Origin of the sequence: Bradyrhizobium sp. SYSU BS000235 (genome assembly GCF_049747295.1) — a bacterium.
GTDB lineage: Bacteria > Pseudomonadota > Alphaproteobacteria > Rhizobiales > Xanthobacteraceae > Afipia.
The window spans coordinates 3,099,076-3,123,742 of the sequence record NZ_JBMHJM010000001.1 but is presented as its reverse complement, the minus strand read 5'-3'; the positions used below and the strand labels follow the sequence as shown (position 1 = coordinate 3,123,742).

Below are 24,667 nucleotides of genomic sequence, written 5' to 3'. Positions count from 1 at the left end.
CTCTGAGATACCGGGGAATGCGGATGCTTATGCGCGCTTAAGCAAGTTGCTCCGTGCTGACGCGCGTCAGAAAGTCTACGACGACGGGAGCAAGACGATCGTTCGGCACCCACTCATCCATCGAGATCAAATCCGCATCCAGTTGATCCTTGCGAAGCTCGTGCAGCTCCGCGCCCGGGATCAATGAATGGACGTGAAAGCCCGCCGCGATCGAATGGGTCTTGTCGTTACCGGGAATGACGCAAACAGGAAAATCGATATTGCGCAGAGCCTGCTCGCTCGCGCCCAGCATCGGATCATCGACACCTGCCTCGAGATTGCTCCGCCATCGCGTCATGACCTCGACGAAACGCTGTGGGTTCCAACCCATGATCTCCTGACGACGGGCAGGATTAAGCGCGATCAGATCCTTGAAGTGATCCGTTCGGCAGACGTCTTCCATGCCGCCGCGCTCGACTGCTTCGATATACTGCGTGTAGTAAATGTGGGAGAGCCGCTTCACCGCGAAAGCGCCTCCGGTCACCCTCATCATGAGGAGCCCACGAATGGCATCGCGGTGGCGGAGCGCCATGACGGTGGCGAGGCGGCAACCGGAAGACGATCCTCCGACGATCAATCGCGGCAAACCGAGATGCTTTGCGAGCGCGCGAAGGTCGTCCGCCCAGATTTCGAACTCCGATCCCTCGCCGTCGAGTGACAGGCTCGATTCACCCGTATTGCGCCGGTCATGCAGCAGAACCTGGAAGCCTGCAGCAGCAACAAGCGTGGCAAGCCCTCGCACCTCATCCATGTTGCGGCGCGCACCGGAGACCAGCGCGACCCAAGGTCCTCTGTCTCCGAGCACCTGGTAGTTCAAGCGGACCGAATTAATGTCTGCAAACGGCATGACCGACTTTCCTCTTTACCGACCCGTGAACCGCGGCTTACGGCCTTCACGCACGGCCGCAATTCCTTCATCAACGTCGCTTGTCCATTCCAGAGCCGTACGAAGCTCGTCAGACAACCGGCGCGCAGCCGCAAAGCCAGATGTCTCCCGCTCGCGTGCAACTCGCTTGGCGCCCTTGGTTGCCAACGGACCATTTTCGGCAATGCTTCGTGCGATATCCGCGAGTTTGTCGTGAACAGCGTCGCGTCCCACAACGATATCGACGAGCCCAATCCGCTCCATTTCCGTGGATTCGATTGCCCGTCCCGTGCAGAGAAGATCGAGCGCGCGTCCCATCCCAACGATCCGGGGCAACCTGATCGGCGCGCCAACACCGGGAAAGCCGCCCCACTTCGCTTCGGGCGATGACCACGTCACGTGATCGCCTGCGATCCTGATGTCGCAGGCCAGCGCAAGCTCCCCGGCTCCCGCACGCACCATGCCGTTCAGCCCCACAATGACGATCTGCGGCAACGCTTCGATCGTATCGAAAGCCTCGTTGGCCAATCTAATCAGCTTCAGGACATCCGGCTTGCTCAGGCTTCCACGCAGCGCCGGAGTGAGGATGCCGGTCGAAAAGCACGTTGTTCCCGTGGAGGTGATCGTCAGCACGTCGACATCGGGATTCCCGGCCAACTCGGCCGCGATCTCCCGCAACCGCTGGAGAATATCCTCCGTCAGAAGGTTCAATGTCTCCGGGCGCGTCAGCGTGATGGAGGCAACTCGTCCCTCCACGTTAAAATGCATGTTCTCGGAGGCCATGACGTGTCCCGTTCAACCAAGCGATTGCGCAAACCGGCTCGCGGCACCTTTCAGTGCCCGCACCACGCGGCCGGAGGCGGAGATATCGAAAGGCCCGCTGGTGCCCACGGCGGCGAGGCACGCCACCAGCTCCTGACGATGATTGAGGACAGGAACGGCGACAGCATCCAGGCCATTGATCAGGTCGCCCTGAACGACGCTGAAGCCGGACTGCCGGATTTGCGCGACAAGCTCCGTCTGCTTGGACTTGGCGAGCCTGCGTGAACGCAGCAACGGTTGAGGCGCTTCCGCTTCCAATGCGCGATCGATGATCTCGGGCGGCAGATAGGCTGCGCAAATCAATCCCAGTGCAGAGGTGTGTAATGGCAGGATGGATCCCGGCCGGAGAATGACCGAAACAGGTCGAACAATGTCGAACCATTCGATCACCATCGGTCCCTGAGGAGTCCAGACTCCCATAAAGACCGTTTCCTGGAGCTCGTCTCTCAGTTTGCTGAGCAGCGGCGTGCCGATGCGCACAATATCAAGACGATTCATGGCAACCCGGCCAATGAAACGAGTCGCACCGCCAAAATCATAGCGGCCGTCAACAGCACTCTGTTCGACAAATCCGCCGCGGATAAGACTGACCAGATAGCGGTGAACTTTTGCGGACGACAGACCCGCAGCTGCGGACAATGCCGAGAGCGTCTGCGGTCCATCGAAAGACGCCAGCGTTTTCAAAATGTGACCAGCAATCTCGACGGATTGCACGCCGATCTGTTCAACGCGCGGAGTGACGGTATCGTCATCGTCGTTGTCCCATGCGGGGTCGGCTTTCGGGGTATTGCGCGAATTCATGCCTGGATATTCCTCGGCGGCCAGCGGCGAAGGATGACGGCTTGAATCATCGAGAATGCCGTGTTGATCAGAAAGCCGAACAGGCCCACCAGCACCAGCAAGCCGTAAACCTGCCCGGACTGGAAATTCCGCTGCGCGGCGATCATCAGCGCACCGACGCCCTCAATCGAGGTCAGCATTTCAACCAGCAACGCCAGAACGATGCAAAGCGGCAGCGCGATACGCACGCCAAGCAGAATGGAGGGCATGACGGATGGAATTACGATGAGCCTGATCCGTTCCAAAACCGACAGATGAAACGACGTCGCCACATCCTGAAGAATGGGATGAATGCGTTGAATAGCCGCCGCGGTATTGAGAAGGATCGGCCACATGGCTGACACCACGACAATCGTCAGCTTCATGCGCTCGTCGTATCCCAGGAACAGGATGGCCAGCGGCACAATGGCCGGCGGCGGCATCGCGCGGCAGAATTCCAGCACAGGCCCCAGAGCCCTTGCGGCGCGCGGCGATATGCCGATCAGAACACCAATGAACACGCCCGCCACAATGGCCAGCAACAGCCCCACCACGATGGTCTGAAGCGAGGCGAGACAGGCCGGCAGCAACTGTCCGGTCGCAGCACTTTGAACGAGACCAGACCACCACATCGATGGCGGTGGAAAGTAAGGAGAATTACCTGTCTGAAGCAGTTGCCATGCCGCCAGACCGACAATGAGCGGTAACAGGCCGAGCGGCGACGGCAGTTGCGACAACAACTGGGCGAGGAACGCAGACTTCGGAGGGCGCGTCCTCATGCGGGTACCCGCGAACTGGCCGGCCACAATGCAGTCGTCAACGCGAGGACCCCTGCATTGAGAACAATGCCGAGGATGCCCACCACAGCGATGTAGGCAAACATCAGTTCGGGGTTCATGGCCTGCTGTTCGCGAATGATGCCGTAACCCAGCCCGGCCGGGTTGCCGACGATCTCCGCAACGATGGCCATCACCAGCGCCAGCCCGAGACTGATCCGCGCCCCCACGACAATCGACGGCAGCGCCGCGGGCAACAGCAGATGGCGAACGATTTCACCAGGGCTCATCCGCAGCGTCCGCCCCACGTCCGTCAATCGCGGATGAACGTTAGCAATACCACCCATCGTGTTGATCATTACCGGCCAGATTGTCGGCAGCACGGTCACCACGAGCTCCGTCTGAAGCGAAAAGCCGAACAGCAACAGCCCGAGCGGTGCAAAGGCTATGCCCGGCATGGGCCGCAGTACTTCGACACTGGCGAGCCCGAACTTCCGTGCAACAGGCGAGAAACCCAGAAGGAGGCCGAGACCGACACCGATCACCATGGCAATCGCCCAGCCAAGCGCAATCGAGATCAACGTGTGTGACAGGTCCTCAAGGAGAATCCCTTCCCGCGTCAGCTTGATTGCTCCGGCCACAATGGACGAAGGCGCCGGGAAAAATTCAAATGTGATCAACTGCAACCGGACTGCCGCTTCCCAAACAAGCAACAGCAGCGCGAAGACTGAAAACCCGGCCCAGTTGATGCGGGCGAACCAGGTCCGGCTAGCCATGGCCGATCGCCTTGTGAAGATCGTAGCGATAAGCGAGAAATTCCGGCAGCTGGCGCGTGGAAATCTGATCGCGCGGCGACGGCAGTTCGATCTTGACGATATTCTCGATCCGGCCCGGCGTTCCTTTCAGAACGGCGACACGGTCACCGAGATAGACGGCCTCTTCAATATCGTGCGTGATGAAGACAAAGCTCGTCCGGGTCTGGTCCCGCAACCTCAGCAATTCGTCCTGAAGCCCGGCTTTGGTCATGGCATCGAGTGCCGCGAACGGCTCATCCATCAACATGACCGCGGGCCGCAGCGCCAGTGCCCGCGCAATCTGAACGCGCTGCTGCATACCGCCCGACAACTGCCAGGGATAATCCTCCGCCCGTTTGGACAGGCCGACCAGATCCAGAGCCGCGCGGACCCGGTCGGCGCATTCTTTTGCCGAAAGCTTTCGCTCGATGCCGAACGCGACATTGGCGGCGACCGTACGCCACTGCAAAAGCGCATTGGCATAATCCTGAAAGACAATAACAACGCCTTCCGGCGGACCGCTGAGGACCTCGCCCTTCACCCGCACTTCACCGGAAGTCGGGCGCATCAGGCCGCCCAACATCCGCAACAACGTCGTCTTACCCGTCCCCGAAGGCCCGACAATCGACAGGAACTCCGCTTCGCGGAGATCCAGGTTGATGTCGGAGATGATCGGACGAGCGCCACCGCTGAGCGGCAGAGTCACATTCGCCGAACGGCACTCGAAGACGGGATCTGACATTGGTTGTGCGAGCCTTACTGCACCACGAGCTTTTGCGAGTCGACCGTGGTTGCGAGTTGGCCGACCTCGCGCAACACGCTCCCCCACACCTCGATATCCTTGGCAGTGATCGCTGTGCGGTACGTCGGGAATGGCGTCGCCTTCACGACCGCTTCAGGAAGCTTGGTGTAGTGAGCCAGAATGCTGCGGGCTTCGTCGGGATTCTGCTTGATGAACGCGATCGCATCATCGAGCGACGCCTTCCAGGCAGTCACAGTGCTCTTGTTTGCACGTGCCCACTCGCCGGACGAGATCCAGAACGGGAAGATCACTTCCTTGCCCGCACTCAACAGCGGCGCAGTCAGCGCCACATTGCCTTGAGCCTTCAGCGCGCCAACGAATGGCTCGAGCGCTTCGACGGCATCGACCCGCTTGGCCTTGAGCTGATCCGCCATGTTCGGAAACGGGACTTCCACCGCACGAACGCTCGCCGGATCGACACCGTTCTTCTTGAGCCAATAGAGCGTCGCCACATGGATCACGCCGCCAATCGTCGGCGTCGCGATCAGCTTTCCTTTGAGATCCTGAGCCGATTTGATCCCCGAGTCCTTGCCAACCATCACGTAGGTCGAGGCATTGTCTTCTGTCTCGAAGACCTCGCCGGAGGTCGCGACGACATCGAGGCCGCTTGCAACGGCCTTCAGGAGATCGGGCGCAGTGCTCGGCACGAACTCAAACTGCCGCCCCACTGTACCGGGCAACACCGACAGATTTTGCGCCACGCTGAGTGTGACGTCCAAACCGTGCTTGGCGAAGAAGCCTTTCTCTTTTGCCACCCAGGCAGGAAGCCACGTGACCACAGGAATGTAAGCAGCGCGAACAGCAACCGGCTTCGCTGTCTGCGCTTGAACAGGTGCGCCGGCCGTCGCCAGGGCAATCCCCAAACCGGTAACAACGGATATCCAGGATCGAAAATTCATGCTTCCTCCACTATCCATAATTGATTTTACTATGCGTAATAGTGCAGAAAGGGGCCAGAGGCAAGCTCTGCTACATTCTTCCAACCCGCGAGCCATGGAATCGAGCGTGAAAATCGACCTTCTCATCCCCGGGCTACCGGCAAAGACCGATCACTTTCTCTTCGGTATTTGTTCGCTGCTGCTGATCCGAACCGCCGGCCGCACGATCCTGTTCGATACGGGCCCCTTCCGGATTCGTCCGATTTTGCTCAAGGCGCTCAGTGAGCTCGGGCTCGCGCCGGCAGACATCGACACGATCTTCCTGACTCATTTGCATTGGGATCATGTCGAGAACCTCGACCTTTTCCCGCAGGCGGAAGTTCTGACCCCTCGTTCGGAATTCGAGTACGCCGCTACGCCGCGGCCAAACGATTGGGGCACACCACCCTACGTGCGCGAGATTTTGCGCGACATACGCGTGACGCTGCTGCCGGAACAAGAGCAGGAAATTTTCCCCGGCGTGAAAACCCTGCTGCTGCCAGGACACTCCATCGGTCTTCAGGGACTGGTCATCGATACCGGCAGCGAGCGCGCGGTGCTGGCAAGCGATGCATTGTGGTCGGCGAGAGACGCCACACGCGCCGTCCCGGACGTTGCATTCTTCGATCCAGCGAAGGCTCAGGTCAGCCTCGATCGAGCGCTCGCGGCAGGCGATGTCTTCTATCCAGGACATGACCGTCCGTTCCGTCTGACAAACGGCGCGGTGCAGTATCTCACACAATACCGATATGAGCTGAGCTTTCCCTTCCAGCCGCTTGGACAGAGCTTCGGCGTTGGCATTTCAACTGAGCGCGCCATGCGCGCCGAGGACCCACGATGACGACGACCTCATCCCCTATCACTGTCCTGTTTTCCGGCCTGCCTGTTTCGTCGGATAATTTCCTTCCGGGGATCTCGACCGTTGCGCTGGTCCAAACCAGCGGTCGTCTGATGATTTTTGACACCGGTCCCTACGCCTATCGCCCCATCCTGCAGGGCCGTCTGCGCAAGCTCGGCATCGATCCCGGCAAAGTCGACACCGTCGTCCTGTCTCACGTGCACTGGGACAGCGCGGCGAATGCCGACCTGTTTCCCAACGCTACCATCGTGCTGCATGAGAAAGAGCTCGCCTATGCGGACGGAGCAGAGAGCCATGACGGCGACACGCCCGCTTATATCGGTCACGCTTTGCGGCGACTGAAGCTGCAACCCATCAGCGGCGAGCCAGAACTGTGCCCTGGTGTTCGCATGATCGATCTTCCGGGCCACACCCCGGGCTCAATCGGCCTCTTGGTTGGCGATGAACTTCTCGCCGGCGATGCCGTCAGCTGCGCCGGCGATGCCGCTGCCCAAGAGATCCGTTATCTGCCGGCAAACAATCCCGCTGCCCAGATAAGTCTGCAGAAGGCACTCGCATCTGCATCAGTGATCTATCCAGGACATGATCGGCCATTTCGCCTCGGCCAGCCGATCACTTATCTCGACGACTATGCCATTCGCATCCGCTTCTTTACCGATCCGACCGGCCCGGACGAGGAGATCCGCATCGGATCATTTGCCGCGAAATCCTTTGCGAGCTGGCCGAATGATTGAGACGGGCCGACGCCAGCCGGAGCAACCGAACAGCGACCACGGACACGTTTCCTAGAATTCCTACGGCCCCATTCCTGGTGAACTTCCGCCGGGCCCGTGTTAAAGACCAGTGAATTCGTGCAGTGATCCTTACGCCTGGAAAACATGAGACGCGGATCGATCGACAGTTCGTTCTCACCGGCAAGAGCTCCCTCGCCTGAGGTTACGATGGTCGTGCCATCGCTCAATCAAGGGCGCTATCTCGAAGATGCGCTGCGCTCGATTTCAACGCAGGATGTCGCAACCGAGATTATTGTGATGGACGGCGGCTCGACCGACAATTCCACAGCGGTGCTGGAACGCTGGACCGAGCGCTTGGCCTACTGGCAAAGCAGGCCGGACGGCGGTCAGGCAGCCGCGATCAATGCTGGAATAGAACGCGGGACTGCGCCGTATGTCGGCTGGCTCAACAGTGACGACATGCTCGAACCAGAGGGACTGCGCCGGCTCGTCAACGCTCTCGAAGAAAATCCTGCGGCGCCGGCAGCCTATGGGGCGGCGATGAATCTCAATGACGATGGTACGCGCAGCAATGTTTGGGTTCAATCTTTCAGCGAGGATAGGCTCAGGCTACGCTGCATCATCTCCCAGCCGGCAGCGCTCATTCGACGAACGGCATGGGAGGATGTCCGGGGCGTCGATCCAAGTCTTTTTCTCGCCATGGATTATGATTTGTGGTGGAAGCTTTATCGACGCTTTGGCCCTCTGCTGCATGTGCCGCATGTCACGGCCATCAATCGCGTCCATGACAGCACCAAGACGCGAAACAATCGTGCCGCCCACTATGCCGAAGCAATCGCGGTCGTTCGCCGCTATAACGATCGTATCCCGCTGAAGTGGTGGCTGGCGCAGCCATATGCGGTGTTTTGGAAAGCCGTACGGGCGCGCTTGGATGATTTAAGGAAGACCGACTAGAACTCGTTCCGATTCAGGGATTACCGCTTCCCCGACTTCGCGGCTGTCAGCATATCCTCGTAGAGCGCGAGATATTTTGAGAGCATGATATCGGCCGTGAATAACGTCTTGTATCGATCTCGCGCCTTTTGCCCCATCCGTTGCGCCTGATCAGGATGATCCCTGAGATAAATCATTGCACGCCGTAACGCATCGGGATTCGATGGCGGGACGACGAGCCCCGTTTCGCCATCAACATTGACGAACGTTGTGCCAGTGCCGATCTCACTCGAAATCATCGGCTTGCCGCACATCGCTCCTTCGAGCAAGCTGATCCCAAATGCTTCCGATCGCAGATGTGATGGAAAGACGACTCCGAAGCATAATGTCGTCAGTGCAAGCTTGTCCTCCTCCGAGATCTCCCCCAGGAAATGAACGTTGGAGAGATTGAGACGTCGCGCACGCGCGCGAAGCTCTTGCTCGATTGGGCCAGCGCCCACAATGACGACGGGAATGTCGGTGTCGCTGACCGCGTCCAAGAGAATATGAAGACCTTTATAATATCGCAGCACGCCAACGAAGAGGAAAAACTCTCGCCCAAATCTCGCGCGCCACCGATCGAGGGTCGACTCCGGCGGCACTGGGTACATCGCATGATCGATGCCAATCGGGATCACGCTCGCCTTCAACTTGTATCGCTGCAGAACTTCACTGGTGGCGAAATAGTTAGGCGAGGTCGCAACGATATGATCGATGCTTCCAAGAAAGGCATTCATCAACGGACGATATAGCTTAAGGCCTAACTTCTGGCGGACGATATCCGAATGGTAAGTCACGACGGACGGCCGTGAAACACGTGTCGCAAAGTGAACGAGGTCCATGAAAGGCCATGGAAAGTGATAGTGAATGACATCGGCCTTTTCCGCGAGTTCGGAAAACTTCCTGAACGCCGAAAACGAAAAGCCGGTCGACGCAAACTCGAAGTCGAGCTTCACCGGATGCGCCGTGTGGTTTGCGGTCTCCAGTGGAGATGATGGCAAATCTCGACTTAAAAACAGAACCTCCGCATTGTGGCCCCGTTGTGTGGCCCCATACGCCATCTGATAGATGAAGGACTGAATCCCCCCGCATGAGTCCGGTTGGTAGGTCCTATAGAAATGAAGGATCTTCATCAGCCATGCATTTCGGTTGGCTTTTGGGGTTGAGAACCTGCCCCGCCGTTGTGGCTTTCCCCGTATCAGGGTCACAGCTCGGAAGAGCCGACTGCGGCAGAAGATGGCCGGCGACACGCTCAGTCAGCATTATCGCCAAACGGCCATAGAGACGAAACAGCGACCTTTTCCTGGTCCACCGCTTGATCGCCTCACGACTTGGTCGCCGCTGACGGCTTGGCGAAGCAACACCTGCAGGAACTGTATCGGGAGGGATGCCGCCATGAAATTCATACTTGTCCCGCGACAAAATCGGCTTCGTCTTCACGCTATACAGTCGCCGTAACGTGTCGCGGCAAGCCACAAAGCGTCGCCATTCGGCGTCAAAGTCACGAGTACTGATTCCGCCCAGGACAAAACGGGAGATATTTCGCGGGATGTATCGCACATGTGCATCGTGCCTGAACAATGCGCTCATCAGGACGTTGTATTCACCGGTTCCGGCAGGATCGGCACATTTGTATGTCGTCTCGGCGAAGACGCCGCTCCGATAAAACGTTGCCTGATGGTGAATTGACTCGTCGTGTATCTGACTTCTGTTGCAAAGATAGCCGAGGTTCAGCAACTCGCCGGCCCTGAACGCGCCGTGGTCGTGTTTGTCGCCATGCTGGAGATACACCGGCATGACATTGCCAAATACGATGTCTGCATCAGTCTGCTCAAGAAACTCGACGACGTCGCCGCAGACATCGTCGTCAAAGAATGTATCACCGGCATTGAGGAAGATAATTATGTCGCCTTTTGCAAGTCTCGCACCTTTATCCATCGCATCGTAGATGCCATCGTCCGGCTCACTGACGAATGTTCCGACTTCGTATTCCTGAACAATGGCTTGCGTTCCGTCAGTCGAACAGCCATCGATGACGACGTGATCGACGTCTGGAAAGCTTTGGCGCATCACCGATTCCATTGTCAGACGCAGCGAATCCCGCGCGTTGTGTGTCACCGTGACGATCGATACCTTGCGTATGGGACGTTTGGCCGGCGACTGCTCGTTCATGGCGCCGTCGCCAATTCGGCTTTGGCCGTTTCCGTCACCGCAAGCGCGAACTCAATGGCCTCATCGAGACGCTTCGAAAGCCGCCGTCGAAAGGCGTTGCTCGACTGATAGAGATCTTCGATCCGCGGCGGATCGTAAGGCGTGGCCATAACCTGCTTGATCTTGGCAATGAGATCGACGGGGTCCTTCTGCCGAAACAATGTGACGCTACTATCATTCAGCGGCAATTCGTGATTGATCGGGATGTCGGAGACGATCGCCCGTTTGCCGACGCAGATGGCGTCGTAAACCGATCCGCCACCCGGACCGCCTTCGAACAAGGTTGGTTGGATGACGGCAATCGAAGCCTTCATCAACTCAATCTGGTCGCCCTTCGGGATGTATCCGAGCAGCTTGACGCAATCTTCCACGCCGAGTTCGCGCACCAGAGCCCGCAAGCTCTCGATATAGCCGGGCTTACGCGGCTCTTCCATTCGGCCGGTGAATAGGAAGTCGACGCCCAATCCCTGATCTTTTGCAATCCTGGCCGCCCGGATCACCGTCTCCAATGACTTGTGGATCCAGAATTGATTGCAGACGATGAAGTAGTCGCGATGCTGATGATATTTCCGCACCAATTCGGGCCGAGGAACCATCTTGTCGAATTCGATAATCGGTGCAAACGGCAGATCAAAGACTTGTTTCGGGTCTGCCTTATAGAATTTCTGCATGTCAGCCTTGGCCGCACGCGAATTGATGATCATCGGCCTTCCCGACGCCAAAAGCCCGGCAATGCGTTCGTCCCGTACCCGCTGCGCGTCATCGTCGAAGAACTCGGGATAATATTTCGGCTGCGCATCCGGCCAATAGGTTAGATAGGGCAGTGCTTTCGGTAGGACATGAATCGACGGCATGAACAGGTCGATGTTCTTTTCGGCCTGTAACTTGAGCAACGCGTCAGCATGCGTCTCGCACGAGATGAACTCCATCGGCTCGGGTGAAGCCTCGGCGTAGAAGTCATACTCGGATGGCTGATTTCTGATCAGCAAGTCGGTCATCGGCGCGAGAGTTCGTGCACTCGTTCTCAGAAGCCGTTTGATATACGGCACGCGTGCCAAGCGCGCCTTCACGTCGGCACCAACGGCCGCCTCGATCCGCTCGTTCGACCGCGGGCAGAGAAATATCAACTCGATGTCGGGATTGTAGGACAGCCCGCGGATCAGGTTTTTAAGGAAGTCATTGGCCCCAATGTTGATTAAGAATTCATGGGCCAGCAGCGCTATACGCAATCTCCGGTGAAACATCAGCGTACGCCCCCTGTTCGCTGAAATAATTTCGGATAGCGGCGATGATCTCCCCAACATCATCGTCCGTTAAGTCAGGATAGCTCGGCAGGTTGATGCCACGGCTCGCGAGACTATCCGCTACCGGATAGCGCTCACCTGGCCGTAGATACATCGCCATCTGGTGAATTGGATAAAATAGCGGTCGAGTCTCGACGCCCGCCGCGCGAAGATGAGCGCGCAACGGATCACGATGTTCACCCTCATCGAGCAGGATCGATGCCATCCAGTAGCTATGGCTCGTCCCTTGTTGCTCGCGATGCAGATGGAGCGGCAGACAGCGAAGGGCTTCGGCGTATAACGCCGCCAGCGTTCGCTTGCGCGCGAGCACCTGATGAATGCCCTCCATCTGGGCGGCGCCAATGGCGGCACAGATGTTGGTCATCCGATAATTGTAGCCGACGAGATCGTGCCAATATTCGCGTCCCTTGGCCAGGCCCTGCCCCTTCAGGCGTGCCAGCCGATCCGCCAGCACCGGGTCATGGGTGACCACCATGCCGCCCTCGCCGGTCGTGATAGTCTTGTTTCCAAAGAAGCTGAAGCAACCGACATGACCGAAGGTGCCGACCAACTGATCGCCATGTTTAGTGCCAATGGCCTCCGCGCAATCTTCCACGACCAGAAGATTGTGTCCGCGGGCCAGAGTCATCACAGCTTTCATGTCGCAGGCGTGTCCGTACAGATGGACCGGCATGATCGCCTTGGTGCGCGAGGTGATCTTCCTGCGAGCGTCTGCGACGTCGATCTGCCAGAAATCCGGCTCGCTATCGACGAATACGACCTTGGCGCCGGTGTAGGTTACGGCGTTGGCACAGGCGATGTAGGAGAGCGTCGGCACCAGCACTTCGTCGCCCGGCCCCACGCCCAAAGCTTGCAAAGCCAAGTGAATGGCAATCGTTCCATTCGTGACCGACAGCGCGTGATCGATGCCGAGATAATGCGCGAACCTGTCCTCAAATTCGGCGATATATTTTCCCTTCGATGAAATCCAGGTCGTATCGAAGCAATCGAGAACGTTCTCACGTTCCCTATTCGTAAGACGAGGCTTATATACGGGATAACGAAAATGCACGTTGATCTCCGCAGGCGTTAAAAAGCGAAATGCTATTGCGGGCGGCTTGCCTTGTAGGCCTCGATAACTTGGTCGATATCACCTAACATCGTAATGCTGCCGGCGCTGAGCAACGCGCCACGATTGCAATAATTGGACAGCGTCGTCAGATCGTGGGACGCGAGAACCAAAATGCTTGCGGTTTGGACGTAATTGATGATGCGCTTCTTCGCGCGATCGGCAAAAGCGATATCGCCGGCCGCCATCAACTCATCCATGATCAGGATATCGGGTCGAACTTCGGTTGAGGCAGCAAACATGAGCCGCACCAACATGCCTGTCGAATAGGTCCGAAGAGGCATGTCCAGATAGGGGCCGACTTCGGTGAATTCCCCGATGGAAGCGAGACGGCGGCGCGCCTCCGCGTAGGTCATGCCGAGGAAGATGCAACGCGAGATGATGTTGTCGCTGCCGCTCGCCTCCTGATCAAGGCCGAGACCTGGATCGAGCATCGACGAGACGGTCCCTTCGCGGGTTATCCTGCCTGTCGGCGGTTCATGAATGCCGGAGAGCACCTTGAGCAACGTCGATTTGCCGGCGCCGTTATGCCCCAGCAGGGCCAGTCGATCACCTGAACGAAGCGTCAGATTTATATCACGCAAGGCTTGGACTTCGATCCGGCCGGAATCCTCTCTCAGCCGGCCACCAACGCTGTGAACTACAGCACGTTTCAATGAACGCGAGCTGCCCTCATACATTGGATAGCTGAACGAGACAGACTGCAGATTGATGTATGCCATCACACTTAGACATAAAAAGAGATACGGGATCGAAAACGCGCATAAAACGGCAGGGTCACCAAGAAACCGACAACGGCTAACACAGTGGCAGAGATCCAGGCGCCAGGTTCAGGCGGGTTGCCCAGCAGCGGATCCCGCAAGATCGTCAGAAACGCAGCGAAAGGATTGCAAGCAATCAACATCGAAAATTGACCGCGCAATTGGCTCGACGTCCACATGATCGGCGACAGAAAGAATGCGATCTGCATGAAAGCGGCAATCATCGGCGGCAGGTCGCGAAACCGAGCCGAGAAGATCCCGAGCAGCAGCGATATCCACACGCCCGTCAACAACGTCAGAGCCAATGCCGGAATGAAGTAGAGCAACTCAGGCGTAGGCGTCAGCCCAAACACCAACATGACCACCGGCACAAGGATCATATTGTGCAGAAGGAATAGAAAATTGCGGAACAGCACACGATAAACGTAAATCGACTTCGGCCACGGAGCGCTACGGATGTATCCCTCAGCCTCGATAAATGCGCCCGCCCCTTCATTGCAGATGCCGGCGATCAGGCTCCATATGATCAAGCTATAGGCTAGGAGCGGCAAATAGGCTTTAAGCTCGATCTGAAAGATCGTGGAATAAACAAAGCCCAGCGCGAGAATCGTCACAGCCATCGAGATTGTCAGCCAGAACTGCCCGATCCGTGACCGCCGATAGCGCAAATTGACATCGTTTAGCGCCAGCATCACCCAGATGCGCCAAAGCTTGAGGCCGTCAAGAAGGTCAGTGATCGCAAGTGTCGTCGCGTAATGCGGAGCGCTTCGGAGCCTGAACGCTGGCGAGGGGTGAAGCAAACTCAACTGACGCGATTCCTATTCCTGGGGAGCGGGCTAGGACCTCGACGTACTTTACAGTTCACTGTGGATAAATGCAACCCTAGAGAGAATACCGCCTCGCGCCATATCTTAATTGTTGCACCGCCAGAAACAGCCAGCGCATTCGCGGATCGCGCGACAGCATCTTCAGTCGGTTCATGAAGCTCGGCGGCGCGTGCAGATACTCCGATTTCGACATCATGAGAGGCTTCGTCTGAAAAAATCGGCGCCTGAGAATATCCCGGGCGGCTTCAAAGCGTCTCCATTCAATCTCGAAGTCCGACGTGCTGTATCCACCAAGGGCAAACCGCGCAATCAGCCGCGGCAAATGCCTGGCTGAAAATCCCTCGCGAACGAATGCGCACATGTGCAGGAAGTACTCTCCATTGGCCGCCGCCTCGTCACAGATGTAGCCACAGCGCGTAAAGATCGCGCGACGGTAAAAGACCGTCTGGTGATGAATACATTGGTCGAAAAACATCTGGCGATTGGCAAAGTAGCCCTGATCGATCACACGCCCCGGTCGATACATGGGGTGGCTAAAATGTGCGTTGGCAACCGGGAGCAGGTTTCCGAAGACGGCATCGGCACCCGTGAGATCGAAGAATTGCACCGCATCACTTACCACGCGATCGTCCGCCAAAACGTCGCCGCTGTTGAGAAAATACAGCACCTCACCGGTCGACAGGCCGATCCCTTTCTGCATCGCATGATAGATGCCGGCGTCAGGCTCGGATACCACCCTGGCTGGCCGGGAAGCGCGGATGATCTCCAGCGTTCGATCCGTCGACGCGCCGTCGACAAAGACGTGTTCGATATCAGGATAGTCTTGCGCCTGGACACTTGCGATGGTCGCAGCAATGTCGGCCTCGGCATTGCGACAAACCGTAATAACCGAAACCTTGGGCATCCCGCACACTTGGCCTGTCTTTTGCGGAAGATTATGCTGTCAAGGTTATGACGAGCGCGAGCGATGGCTCAAGCCTTTGTTGATTCAGGAGGAGCTGTGGCTGCCGCTGAATTGAAGTTTCTGGTCGCAGGCTACGGTATGCCGGCGGAATTTACCGTCAACACGCTGTTTGGCCTGGGCGTCCTGCCCGGACGCATTGCCATCCTCACCCATCCCCCAGACGCGCGAAATCATGGACTGCACGCCCTCGCCGCCTTGCGGCGCGTCTCCCTCTACGAGGAACCAGCGAAAGCGCCGGCGTCAATCGCGTGGGTGAAGGCCTTCCGTCCCGATGTCTTGCTCAGCATGCACTATCGCTGCCTGATCCCGAAAGCGATGCTGGATTTGGCGCCACTCGGCGGTGTCAATCTGCATCCCTCGCTCCTGCCGAACTACCGGGGGACGAACTCGGTGGCATGGGTGCTGATCAACGGAGAGACAGAAACGGGATTTACGTTTCATCGCATGGATGAGGAATTCGACACCGGGCCGATTCTGCTACAGGAGAAACTGGCGATCTCTCCCAACGATACGGCGTTCTCGCTGTTTCATCGCCAAATTGTACGAGCGATGGCACGGCTGGAAGCTGTCATTGAACGCGTCGTCGCCGACGATCCGGGTTCGGTGCAGCCTCCAGGAGGCAGCTACTTTCCGCGAGCGCTTCCCTTTGGGGGCATGATCGATGCGAGTTGGCCAATCGATAAGATCGAACGTTTCATTCGTGCGATGTATTTTCCGCCGTTTCCGCCTGCCCGCATGATGAAGGATGGCAAGGCGCATGATGTCGCCCGGCTGGAAGACTATGAAGCGCTTTTCTCGAGGATGCTCACAAACTGATGCCATCCAGGGCCAAGGCGGTATCTGTGCTGCTGGTCGCGCCTGAAGTGTGGGGTCAGCCGCGCCGCGGATCCTGACATAAAATCAAAACGCGAATTGCGTCTTGATCCAACGGCACCACCTCTACGCGCCCGAAATAACCAGACATTTTCTCGAGCAACAGCTCCAAACCGTACCACGGCAATCGATCCGGATTCCATTCCTGGACATGACTGTCTTTCGGCGAGACGAACTCGATGATGGCTCTGCTTTTTACAAGTTGCCAAATTCCACGAGCGATGGTTTCGAAATTGAGGCCATAGCCGAATACGAGGTGGTGCGTGAGCGCAAGCATCAAAACGGTATCGCTGCGCAACCTGTCAGTTGCACCGGATACGGCGCCGAGAATCCCGCTGGCCGGCATGGGATGAAGGAAGTTGTAGTAGATCGGCTGAAGACGACGACTGTCCTTCGAGGTGCATCTTAGGAAGAGATCGTTGAGCACGCTCTCCTCGACATCACCCAGCAAGACATTCTTGCCCAGCCTTTCCGCCATCATGCTGTGCAGTCCGCGGCTCGCCCCGATATCAAACAGGGTTGTTCCCTTGTCCTGAGCTAACAGGTTTTGAACGATCTGATGCTTTGGAAGAAGTTCGCCCGGGTCGACCTCAATGTCCTGCTGAGGATAGACCGACCATTTCCCTTCGACCGTTGGCAGCCCCATCTCAACGATATGGTGGATCATGTAGTTGGGAATGTCTTTCAGCGGAAGATCCAGATTGAATCCATGCGCATCGAGATCACGCGAGATAAACCTCGCATCTCCGGCTTTAGTCAATTGAAGACCAACACCGGTATGATGTTCGCGCAAGGCTTCGCGCGCCAATTTCGGTTCTCCGTTCGCGAACAGATGCAATGGCGCAAGGAAGTAACTCCGCAGTTCGTCATAGAACTTGATCTGGTCGAACTGTGCGATTGGGATGATCGAGCCGAAATCAACAAAGGTTGCTCGCGTTCCATCGAACATAATATTCCATGGATGCCCGTCCTTCAGTGCCCACCCGCTTTCGACCAGCTTTCGCAACAGTCGCAAGGTGCATAAGGTTGCCGCGCGCAGTCCCTCGCCGGTCCATTCCGCCCTGGTGGTGGAGAATTCGATCTTTTGATGTCGAAGGACCAACGGGAAGCCAGGCGCCGATATCGGGGAGACGGACGTTCTCACCAATCCGAAGTCAAACCAGTCATGACGTTCGGCTGCTCGAAGGGTCTCGCGGGCGCACTTTGCGTGGCTTTGAACGATACCCCTATGGACTTCGCCGTTGCTATAGAAGACGCGACCGAGGGGATCGAACAGCGAACTTGGTTCAAAAACCATATCCTTGGCGCCGCCAGCGGAGGCGCTCGACGTGATCAATTGACGCAACGCCGCAAACACAATCGCGATCTCCGTACCGGATCGGCCTCATTTCACGAGCCTATCTGCGCCAAATGGAATCGTAAACCGGCGTCGCAGTCCGCTACGGGCGAAGCACAGATCGCGCCACGTCCAGCCTGGATGCGGTCGTTTCAGCGGAAAAGCCAGACCTCTTACGCACACAAGAGGCGCGCCTTTTAAAGCCGGTCGCCCGCGACAACCGAACAAGCTGCTTATCAATGCGCGAGGCTGATAGCTCCCGCTGTTGGGACGTGTGCCAGGCCCGGAACATCAGCACGTCCCACAAGGGGTACTGGTAATTTCGGCGTCCAGATACGTGATCCTGCCACGCATTGCGAACAAGCAGGGGATCGAAGAAGCCATCGCTCTTCAATCGAGCTTCGCTCAGCAGGTCTTCCGCCCACTCTCGCAAATCACCACGCAACCATTCCCCGACAGGAATTCCAAAACCCATCTTGGGCCGCTCCACGAGTTTTCGTGGCACATGCTTGTACAGCAGTTGCCGCAGAGGCCACTCAGTTTTGCCTTCAGCGCGGAGGAGCGACAGCGGTAGAGACATTGCAAACTCAACAATCCGATGATCAAGCAACGGCACGCGCGTCTCGAGGCCCACCGCCATCGCAGCGCGATCTACCTTCACCAAAATGTCGTCCGGAAGATAGCTAAGTAAATCGATGTACATCATTCGTTCGACGCTACCGGATAGTTTTGGTAGCGGCTCCAATCCCGTTAACATGGTCGCAGGTTCGCGACTTCCAGGAACGATATGTTCGGGACTCGTCCAGTGCGAAACGAGACGACGATAGACCTCGTCCATCGTTTCAAAAGATAACAGCTCAGCAGCTTTGTGAATCTTATCGCCGACCCGGTTATAACGATGATGTTTCGGCAGAAAAGCCATCAGCGGACTGGCCTGCTGCGCCTCGGCTATCTCGCGCGGGCTCCAGTCAGATTCGATGCGCGGCTCCTGCGCGCCATCGGCAAGTACAAGGAAGTGCGCAGGCCGTAGTTTATTGAATCCTTTGTAGATTGAGTATGGTGCCAGCCCAACAGCACCGACCCCACGATCGAGATCCGCTTGCTGAATTATGAGAGATTCCGTCGTTCCCTGCCCGTTCCGGGGGGATCAGATGGTAGCGAGAGAGGGACTCGAACCCCCGACCCCAGGATTATGATTCCCGTGCTCTAACCAGCTGAGCTACCTCGCCACATGTTCAACCCGGCAGACGCCACGTGGATGAACCAGCGGCTTATAGGAAGTCAGCCAAATGCCTGTCAAGCGATGACATTTGCTCACCAGCTCCAATTGGGAACAAGTTGCCCGGCCAACTGGGTTAACCTTCAACAGGTCCATTCATTTTGGGTTTGCGGTACCCTTCGGGGCCCTTCAGCAGACCCCGATTTCCTGTTTCCGTCTCACCCACGCCGCTCCGTCAGGAGCCTCGAATCTCATTTCGGCCTGACATTCGGATCCCCGCCAGGACCGCCGGGCGGCGGGATCACCGGCATCGCACCGCCCTGAGGCGTCGGCGCGTGCATTTCAGGGTCGACCCCCGGCGGTGGACACAACACGCCGTCGGATTTGGCCAGTTTGTCGCCGAGAGAGCCCGATCCGCTCCCTGTTGTGGTTCCCTTTGGGGCGATTGTGTTGTCGTGAGGCACGGCTTCGGTCGGCGCGCAACGCGTGTCGCGCGCGGGGTTCGGCGGCGCCGTCTGGGCCGGCGGCGTGGCGGGCGCGGGAGGCGCCTGGGCTCCAGCGGTCACCGAGAACAGCGGCAGCGTGCAAACCAATGCAAGTGAGAGCTTTGCTTTCATGCAAGGCCAACGACGTCGCCGCGCGGATGTTCCGTGCGAGTGTGGCGGTTCAGAAGTCCACATCATTCGTGCGACGAATCTGGAATGCGGACTTCGGAGTCAGGCACTAGGCGAGGTTAGCTTTTTCGGTAGCGAATGAGCGAAAAATGGCCCATTGGCGGCATAGGACGCCGTTCAATCAACGTGACGCCCCCATGTTTCGCGGCCCAGTTCGCCAGCCGATCCCAGGGAAATTCCGGGCGCCAGCCAAGCCGCCGGGCAAGCGGCGCGAAGGCAAGCTCAAAAATCTTGCGAGGGCCGCTTTCCGCGCCGATGTGATTGACCAGAATGAGTTCGCCTCCCGGTTTCAACACCCGGACAAAATCATCGAGCGTTCCTTCGGGATCCGGCACAGCCGTGATGACATATTGCGCCACCACTGCATCGAATGCGCCGTCCGGGAACGCAAGATTCCTGGCGTCCATCACCGACAACGTCTCGACATTGGTGAGATTGAGGGCACGAACGCGTTCCTGCGCCTTACGCAGCATCGGTTCGGAAATGTCGACGCCGCACAATCTTGTTGAGCGCGAATAGGCCGACAACGACAGGCCCGTACCGACACCGACATCGAGCACGCGTCCACCAATCGCATCGGCGATCTCGATAGTGGATTTGCGGCCCTGATCGAACACGGCACCGAACACGAAATCGTAAACCGGGGCCCAGGCCGCGTAGGCCCTCGCCACACCAGCGCGGTCGATATCGTTACTCATGACCCAGCCCCGCTCTTGTCGCGCGCTATCCTGCTAGCGCTGCACGCAACACAGGCTTCTCGCGTGAATGCCGCGGCGTGGCGCTCTTGATGAAGCCGCCGCCAAGCACACGCGCCTGCCCCGATGGCGCATCATAAAACACGCAGGCCTGACCAGGCGAGACGCCTTCTTCGCCGTCAACCAGCTCAATCTCGTAGTTGCCATCGATCCGACGCAGCCAAGCCGGTTGCGGCGCACGGGTCGAGCGCACCTTGACGAACATTTCGAGACCACCGGCGACAGCTTGGTCGAGCGCGCCATCCCCAATCCAGTTCACATCACGCAAGACGATCTGCCTGACGTTCAAGGCCTCGCGCGGCCCCACCACCACCCGGCGCGTGTCAGCATCGAGATGAACGACATAGAGCGGTGCGCTGGCAGCAATGCCCAGACCGCGACGCTGGCCGATTGTGAAATTGACGATGCCTTGATGCTGGCCAATGACGCGACCGTCAAGATCGACAATGTCTCCGGGCTCCATGGCATTCGGCTTCAGCCGTTCGATCACGTCGGTGTAGCGGCCGGTGGGCACGAAACAGATGTCCTGGCTGTCCTGCTTGTCGGCAACCGACAGGCCGAACCGGCGCGCCAGTTCGCGCGTCTCCGCCTTGGTCATGTCGCCCAGAGGAAAGCGTACGTTGGCCAGTTGCTCCTGCGTCGTTGCAAACAGGAAGTAGCTCTGGTCCCGGTCGGCATCCGCCGCGCAAACCAGGGCGCGCGATCCATCCGCAAGACGCCGGGATGCAACATAGTGACCGGTTGCCAGCGCCTTGGCGCCAAGGTCCCGTGCGGTTGTGAGAAGATCGCGAAACTTGATCGAGCGATTGCACTCAATGCACGGCACCGGCGTTTCGCCATGCACGTAACTCTCAGCAAAGCTCTCGATCACGGACTCGCGAAACCGGCTTTCGTAGTCGAGCACGTAGTGCGGGATGCCGATCCGTTCCGCGACATCGCGCGCATCATGGATGTCCCGGCCCGCGCAACATGCTCCCTTGCGATGGGATGCCGCACCGTGATCGTACAATTGCAGCGTAATACCGACGACGTCGTAACCTTCGGCCTTCAGCAATGCCGCCGTTGCTGACGAATCGACGCCGCCTGACATAGCGACCACGACCCGGGTATCCTCCGGGCGACCTTCAAGGTCGAGGCTGTTGAGCATGGTTCCGGCCGATCTTGCTGTGCCACAACGATTGCAGGGAACCGGCGGCATCAATGCTAGGGGTTGGCCTTTATTTATAGGTCGCTCCTCCGCGAAGCAATCGCGGCCCCCTCGATCCGCTCTAAGAGGCAAAACTTGCCGAGCGGGCAGAAAACCGCTGGTTCTTGGACCGCCCTTAACGTCTGGGAACCAAGGTAACCAATTGAAAAGCAATTAATTTTTGAAAATTTGGCGACTGGCCCGGTCCTTGCTGAACAAGAATGAACGTCTACCGCGAAAGGTCGCCCGTGTTCAGTGCTACTCATGAAATTGCCGCGTCTGCGCCAACTTACGCCGCGCGATCGAAGCAACCCCACTCCGCACCCGCGCCGTCGGATGGCTTCGCGGCGCTGATCGACAACGCAACGCCGACCCCCCCGGACGATCGAGGGGCTTCGCAGCCCGTCCAGCCACAGCGGACGGATAACGCTCCGCGCGATAGCGGCCGGCCGGACGCCCCGAACACAGCCAAAAGCGACACGACGCAAGCGACCTCCGCTCCGAAGGACGAGCCCGCCTCTGCTAGCAAGGGGTCTGATCAGACCGGCAAGACGGCTACGACCAGCCAAGGTGCTGCTGAAGGCGACGGGACCAGCAAGGCCTCATCCGACGGCAAGAAAGACGGTGATCAGAGCAAAGACGGCGAAACCGATCCATCGACAACGGCATCGCCCGCTGTCGCAGTCGATCCGAACGCCGTTGCTGTCGTTGTCCCCGTTGTGACTGCTTCGACGTCATCCCCCGCGGGCGATGCCCAGGCAGCCACGGCGGCAATCGAAGCCGTCGCAGGATCTCCAGCAAACTCGGCGACGCAAACGGCAGGAAAAACTGATCCATCCGCAACCGTCGACGCTTCCGCTGCCGGCGAAAATACGACCTCTCCGACGGATCCGAAATTGGCCGCCGCAGCCGCCGCGGAAACCACGAAACTGTCGACCCCAGAGGTCGCGGAGGCCGCCACGGCCACAGTCGCAACGACAACCGCAGTCCCCACACAGCATGCGCCAGGGGCCGCCAAAGGCAAGTCCACCGGAGACTCGGCGAAGACCGCTGCGGCCGGCTCGGACAGCGACAAGCAAATCATCGACTCATCGACGGCATCTGCCCCCTCAGAGCAGACAGCAGAATCAGCCCAGGTGAAAAAGCCGAAGGCCGATGCGGACACTGGTGCTGAAAAGCCGGTGACCGACAAGACTGAGACCAAGCAGGACACGGCGGCGACTTCAGCAGACGGCACGGATTCCTCCAAAACCTCCAAGCCCTCCCACACACCGGCGGCCGAAAGTCACCCGTCAACCCCTGCCCCGGCGATCCAGCCATTGCAGCCTGATCCGAGCGTCCTTCTGGCGAACAATCAGCCGCAGCCGCTTCAGCTCAACGTTGCTAACGTCGCCGCGGTGCCTGCCCCGCAACTGACGGCAACGGTGCTCGCTGGTGACGCGCCCGTTTCGCTCGATGGGCTGGCAGCCGATATCGCGCTGCGTGCGATCGGCGGCAACAGCCGCTTTGAAATCCGCCTCGATCCCGCTGAGCTGGGACGCATCGATGTTCGTCTTGACGTCGACAAGCATGGTCAGGTGACCTCGCACCTCACCGTCGAGCGCCCTGCAACGCTCGACATGCTGCGCCGGGATGCACCGCAATTGCAGCAGGCTCTGGAAGATGCCGGTCTGAAGACCGGAAACGGCGGCCTGCAATTCAGCCTGCGTGATCAATCTTCATCGGGCCAGCAGAACGACAGTGGGTCGGGCCGCCAGTCGCAGCGTCTGGTCATTGCCGAAGAAAACAAAGTGCCTGCGCAAGCCGCAGGACATAATTACGGCCGCATGCTCGGATCGAGCGGCGGCGTCGATATCAGGGTTTAAGGAGATCAAACATGGCCGTCGGATCTACAGCTCCAAATCAGGCACCAGTCCCTACATCAGCTCCGTCAACCAAAACGCCGACCACCACCGACACGAGCTCGGGCGCCGGCGGCGCGGGCGGTATCGCAGATAACTTTCAGCAGTTCCTCACACTGCTGACCACTCAGCTGCAGAACCAAAACCCGCTCGATCCGCTGGATACCAACCAGTTCACCCAGCAGCTCGTGCAGTTCGCACAAGTCGAACAGCAGCTCAAAACCAACGACTCCCTCACCTCGCTGGTCAACATCGAGAAGTCGGCGCAATCGACACAGGCGCTCGTCTATGTCGGCCAGACCGTTGCCGTCGATGGCAGCACCGCAATGTTCGACGGACATGCGACCTGGAATCTGACGGCACCGAAAGACGTGGATGCAACGATCACCATCCAGGATTCGACAGGCCGTACGGCCTATTCCGGCAACATGGATATCAAAGGCGGCGACTTCAGCTTCGTATGGGACGGCAAGGGCAATGACGGCACGCAATGGCCCACCGGCAACTACAAGATGACGATCACGGCCAAGGACAGCAACGGCAACAACGTGGCCGTGCCCACCGAGGTGCAGGGTCTGGTGGACTCCGTCGATCTCACGGCGAGCCCCGCTTTGCTCTCCATCGGCGGCCAGAATTACACGACGGACCAGATCAAGCGGGTGGTGGCTCCGAACAGCAGCGGTGGGACGAGCAGCTGATTGGCGTTTCAGATAGGCTCCCTTAGACCCGGTCTCCTCGAGACCGGGTTGACACTTTTGAGACAAATCGAAGGAGAATCGTATTCTAGGCTTGGGTTTAGGCAAATTTTAAGTGGCGCAGGGTAACGTCAGCTCACGAGTTCAGTAGTTTTCGAGTTTGTGAGTACACCATGACAGAACCCCACCGCCCGAGGGTGAAGTACGTCATCGGGCCCGATGGAAGTCCGTTAACGATTGCGGACCTTCCCGCGCCCGGAACCAAGCGATGGGTCATCCGTCGCAAAGCCGAGGTCGTGGCTGCCGTTCGCGGTGGCCTGTTGTCCCTCGAAGAAGCCTGCAGTCGCTATACGCTAACTGTTGACGAATTCCTGTCCTGGCAATTCTCCATCGACCAGCATGGTCTGGCCGGATTGCGCACCACCCGCATCCAGCAGTATCGCCAGTAAAACCT

Annotated in this window: 26 protein-coding genes and 1 tRNA gene; 7 read left to right on the top strand and 20 right to left on the bottom strand. The window is 58.3% G+C overall.

Annotation, left to right across the window (positions count from 1 at the left end):
• Nucleotides 1-37 precede the first annotated feature (37 nt).
• Genes ACP0KA_RS14580 through ACP0KA_RS14550 form a run of 7 tightly spaced genes read right to left on the bottom strand, consistent with a single transcriptional unit; the run spans nucleotide 38 to nucleotide 5,816 of the window.
• Complete coding sequence (locus ACP0KA_RS14580; protein WP_424629466.1) at nucleotides 38-886, bottom strand: alpha/beta fold hydrolase; 849 nt, start codon at nucleotides 884-886, stop codon at nucleotides 38-40.
• A gap of 15 nt (nucleotides 887-901) precedes the next feature.
• A complete protein-coding gene (locus ACP0KA_RS14575) occupies nucleotides 902-1,687 on the bottom strand; it encodes an enoyl-CoA hydratase/isomerase family protein (RefSeq protein WP_424629465.1) in 786 nt (261 codons plus the stop codon).
• A gap of 12 nt (nucleotides 1,688-1,699) precedes the next feature.
• A complete protein-coding gene (locus tag ACP0KA_RS14570; RefSeq protein WP_424629464.1) occupies nucleotides 1,700-2,527 on the bottom strand; it encodes an IclR family transcriptional regulator in 828 nt (275 codons plus the stop codon).
• The gene (locus tag ACP0KA_RS14565) at nucleotides 2,524-3,324 is read right to left on the bottom strand and encodes an ABC transporter permease (protein ID WP_424629463.1); all 801 of its coding nucleotides are present in this window, start codon (nucleotides 3,322-3,324) and stop codon (nucleotides 2,524-2,526) included. The genes ACP0KA_RS14570 and ACP0KA_RS14565 overlap by 4 nt, the downstream gene beginning before the upstream one ends.
• Nucleotides 3,321-4,097 (bottom strand): ABC transporter permease, encoded by a 777-nt coding sequence (locus ACP0KA_RS14560; protein ID WP_424629462.1) that lies wholly within the window; start codon nucleotides 4,095-4,097, stop codon nucleotides 3,321-3,323. The genes ACP0KA_RS14565 and ACP0KA_RS14560 overlap by 4 nt, the downstream gene beginning before the upstream one ends.
• Complete coding sequence (locus ACP0KA_RS14555; protein ID WP_424629461.1) at nucleotides 4,090-4,857, bottom strand: ABC transporter ATP-binding protein; 768 nt, start codon at nucleotides 4,855-4,857, stop codon at nucleotides 4,090-4,092. Before ACP0KA_RS14555 ends, ACP0KA_RS14560 begins: the two co-directional genes overlap by 8 nt.
• Nucleotides 4,858-4,871: 14 nt before the next feature.
• Nucleotides 4,872-5,816 carry an ABC transporter substrate-binding protein gene (locus tag ACP0KA_RS14550; RefSeq protein ID WP_424629460.1) on the bottom strand — a complete coding sequence of 315 codons (945 nt, stop codon included), beginning with the start codon at nucleotides 5,814-5,816 and terminating at the stop codon, nucleotides 4,872-4,874.
• Between the two features lie 106 nt (nucleotides 5,817-5,922).
• Here ACP0KA_RS14550 and ACP0KA_RS14545 point away from each other — a divergent pair, with 106 nt between their 5' ends.
• The 3 genes from ACP0KA_RS14545 (at nucleotide 5,923) to ACP0KA_RS14535 (ending at nucleotide 8,381) form a co-directional block, all read left to right on the top strand.
• Nucleotides 5,923-6,675, top strand: coding sequence for an N-acyl homoserine lactonase family protein (locus tag ACP0KA_RS14545; RefSeq protein ID WP_424629459.1), 753 nt, complete (start codon nucleotides 5,923-5,925; stop codon nucleotides 6,673-6,675).
• On the top strand, nucleotides 6,672-7,427 hold the full coding sequence (locus ACP0KA_RS14540) for an MBL fold metallo-hydrolase (protein WP_424629458.1): 756 nt from the start codon (nucleotides 6,672-6,674) through the stop codon (nucleotides 7,425-7,427). The genes ACP0KA_RS14545 and ACP0KA_RS14540 overlap by 4 nt, the downstream gene beginning before the upstream one ends.
• 207 nt (nucleotides 7,428-7,634) lie before the next feature.
• Nucleotides 7,635-8,381, top strand: a complete 747-nt coding sequence (locus ACP0KA_RS14535; protein WP_424629457.1) for a glycosyltransferase — start codon at nucleotides 7,635-7,637, stop codon at nucleotides 8,379-8,381.
• Nucleotides 8,382-8,401: 20 nt separating this feature from the next.
• Here the strand turns inward: ACP0KA_RS14535 and ACP0KA_RS14530 are convergent, their stop codons facing one another.
• The 7 genes from ACP0KA_RS14530 to ACP0KA_RS14500 form a co-directional block, all read right to left on the bottom strand.
• The gene (locus tag ACP0KA_RS14530) at nucleotides 8,402-9,532 is read right to left on the bottom strand and encodes a glycosyltransferase family 4 protein (protein ID WP_424629456.1); all 1,131 of its coding nucleotides are present in this window, start codon (nucleotides 9,530-9,532) and stop codon (nucleotides 8,402-8,404) included.
• Nucleotides 9,510-10,571 carry a glycosyltransferase family 2 protein gene (locus tag ACP0KA_RS14525; protein WP_424629455.1) on the bottom strand — a complete coding sequence of 354 codons (1,062 nt, stop codon included), beginning with the start codon at nucleotides 10,569-10,571 and terminating at the stop codon, nucleotides 9,510-9,512. Before ACP0KA_RS14525 ends, ACP0KA_RS14530 begins: the two co-directional genes overlap by 23 nt.
• Entirely contained in the window at nucleotides 10,568-11,854 is a 1,287-nt protein-coding gene (locus ACP0KA_RS14520; protein WP_424629454.1) for a glycosyltransferase, read from the bottom strand. The genes ACP0KA_RS14525 and ACP0KA_RS14520 overlap by 4 nt, the downstream gene beginning before the upstream one ends.
• A complete protein-coding gene (locus ACP0KA_RS14515) occupies nucleotides 11,814-12,965 on the bottom strand; it encodes a DegT/DnrJ/EryC1/StrS family aminotransferase (protein ID WP_424629453.1) in 1,152 nt (383 codons plus the stop codon). Before ACP0KA_RS14515 ends, ACP0KA_RS14520 begins: the two co-directional genes overlap by 41 nt.
• Nucleotides 12,966-12,997: 32 nt before the next feature.
• On the bottom strand, nucleotides 12,998-13,606 hold the full coding sequence (locus ACP0KA_RS14510; protein ID WP_424629452.1) for an ABC transporter ATP-binding protein: 609 nt from the start codon (nucleotides 13,604-13,606) through the stop codon (nucleotides 12,998-13,000).
• A 143-nt stretch (nucleotides 13,607-13,749) separates the two neighbouring features.
• On the bottom strand, nucleotides 13,750-14,589 hold the full coding sequence (locus tag ACP0KA_RS14505; RefSeq protein WP_424629451.1) for an ABC transporter permease: 840 nt from the start codon (nucleotides 14,587-14,589) through the stop codon (nucleotides 13,750-13,752).
• A 76-nt stretch (nucleotides 14,590-14,665) separates the two neighbouring features.
• Nucleotides 14,666-15,514 carry a glycosyltransferase family 2 protein gene (locus ACP0KA_RS14500; RefSeq protein ID WP_424629450.1) on the bottom strand — a complete coding sequence of 283 codons (849 nt, stop codon included), beginning with the start codon at nucleotides 15,512-15,514 and terminating at the stop codon, nucleotides 14,666-14,668.
• Nucleotides 15,515-15,610: 96 nt separating this feature from the next.
• Between ACP0KA_RS14500 and ACP0KA_RS14495 the strand changes: the two genes are divergently transcribed.
• Nucleotides 15,611-16,390 carry a formyltransferase family protein gene (locus ACP0KA_RS14495; RefSeq protein ID WP_424629449.1) on the top strand — a complete coding sequence of 260 codons (780 nt, stop codon included), beginning with the start codon at nucleotides 15,611-15,613 and terminating at the stop codon, nucleotides 16,388-16,390.
• A gap of 55 nt (nucleotides 16,391-16,445) precedes the next feature.
• Here the strand turns inward: ACP0KA_RS14495 and ACP0KA_RS14490 are convergent, their stop codons facing one another.
• From ACP0KA_RS14490 to mnmA, 6 genes are all read right to left on the bottom strand, one after another.
• Nucleotides 16,446-17,453: a hypothetical protein gene (locus tag ACP0KA_RS14490; RefSeq protein WP_424629448.1), complete on the bottom strand. Its 1,008-nt coding sequence runs from the start codon at nucleotides 17,451-17,453 to the stop codon at nucleotides 16,446-16,448.
• Nucleotides 17,454-17,886: 433 nt separating this feature from the next.
• Complete coding sequence (locus ACP0KA_RS14485) at nucleotides 17,887-18,735, bottom strand: asparagine synthetase B family protein (RefSeq protein WP_424631610.1); 849 nt, start codon at nucleotides 18,733-18,735, stop codon at nucleotides 17,887-17,889.
• A 200-nt stretch (nucleotides 18,736-18,935) separates the two neighbouring features.
• Nucleotides 18,936-19,012 (bottom strand) — tRNA-Met (locus ACP0KA_RS14480).
• A gap of 241 nt (nucleotides 19,013-19,253) precedes the next feature.
• Entirely contained in the window at nucleotides 19,254-19,619 is a 366-nt protein-coding gene (locus tag ACP0KA_RS14475) for a hypothetical protein (RefSeq protein ID WP_424629447.1), read from the bottom strand.
• Nucleotides 19,620-19,735: 116 nt separating this feature from the next.
• A complete protein-coding gene (locus ACP0KA_RS14470; protein WP_424629446.1) occupies nucleotides 19,736-20,374 on the bottom strand; it encodes a class I SAM-dependent methyltransferase in 639 nt (212 codons plus the stop codon).
• A 25-nt stretch (nucleotides 20,375-20,399) separates the two neighbouring features.
• Entirely contained in the window at nucleotides 20,400-21,578 is a 1,179-nt protein-coding gene (mnmA, locus tag ACP0KA_RS14465; RefSeq protein WP_424629445.1) for a tRNA 2-thiouridine(34) synthase MnmA, read from the bottom strand.
• Nucleotides 21,579-21,838: 260 nt separating this feature from the next.
• Here mnmA and ACP0KA_RS14460 point away from each other — a divergent pair, with 260 nt between their 5' ends.
• The 3 genes from ACP0KA_RS14460 to ACP0KA_RS14450 all read left to right on the top strand — a co-directional run bounded on the left by ACP0KA_RS14460 (nucleotide 21,839) and on the right by ACP0KA_RS14450 (nucleotide 24,662).
• The gene (locus tag ACP0KA_RS14460) at nucleotides 21,839-23,482 is read left to right on the top strand and encodes a flagellar hook-length control protein FliK (RefSeq protein ID WP_424629444.1); all 1,644 of its coding nucleotides are present in this window, start codon (nucleotides 21,839-21,841) and stop codon (nucleotides 23,480-23,482) included.
• Between the two features lie 11 nt (nucleotides 23,483-23,493).
• Complete coding sequence (locus tag ACP0KA_RS14455; RefSeq protein WP_424629443.1) at nucleotides 23,494-24,216, top strand: flagellar hook assembly protein FlgD; 723 nt, start codon at nucleotides 23,494-23,496, stop codon at nucleotides 24,214-24,216.
• Nucleotides 24,217-24,386: 170 nt separating this feature from the next.
• Complete coding sequence (locus ACP0KA_RS14450) at nucleotides 24,387-24,662, top strand: DUF1153 domain-containing protein (RefSeq protein ID WP_002714638.1); 276 nt, start codon at nucleotides 24,387-24,389, stop codon at nucleotides 24,660-24,662.
• The last annotated feature ends 5 nt before the right edge of the window (nucleotides 24,663-24,667 follow it).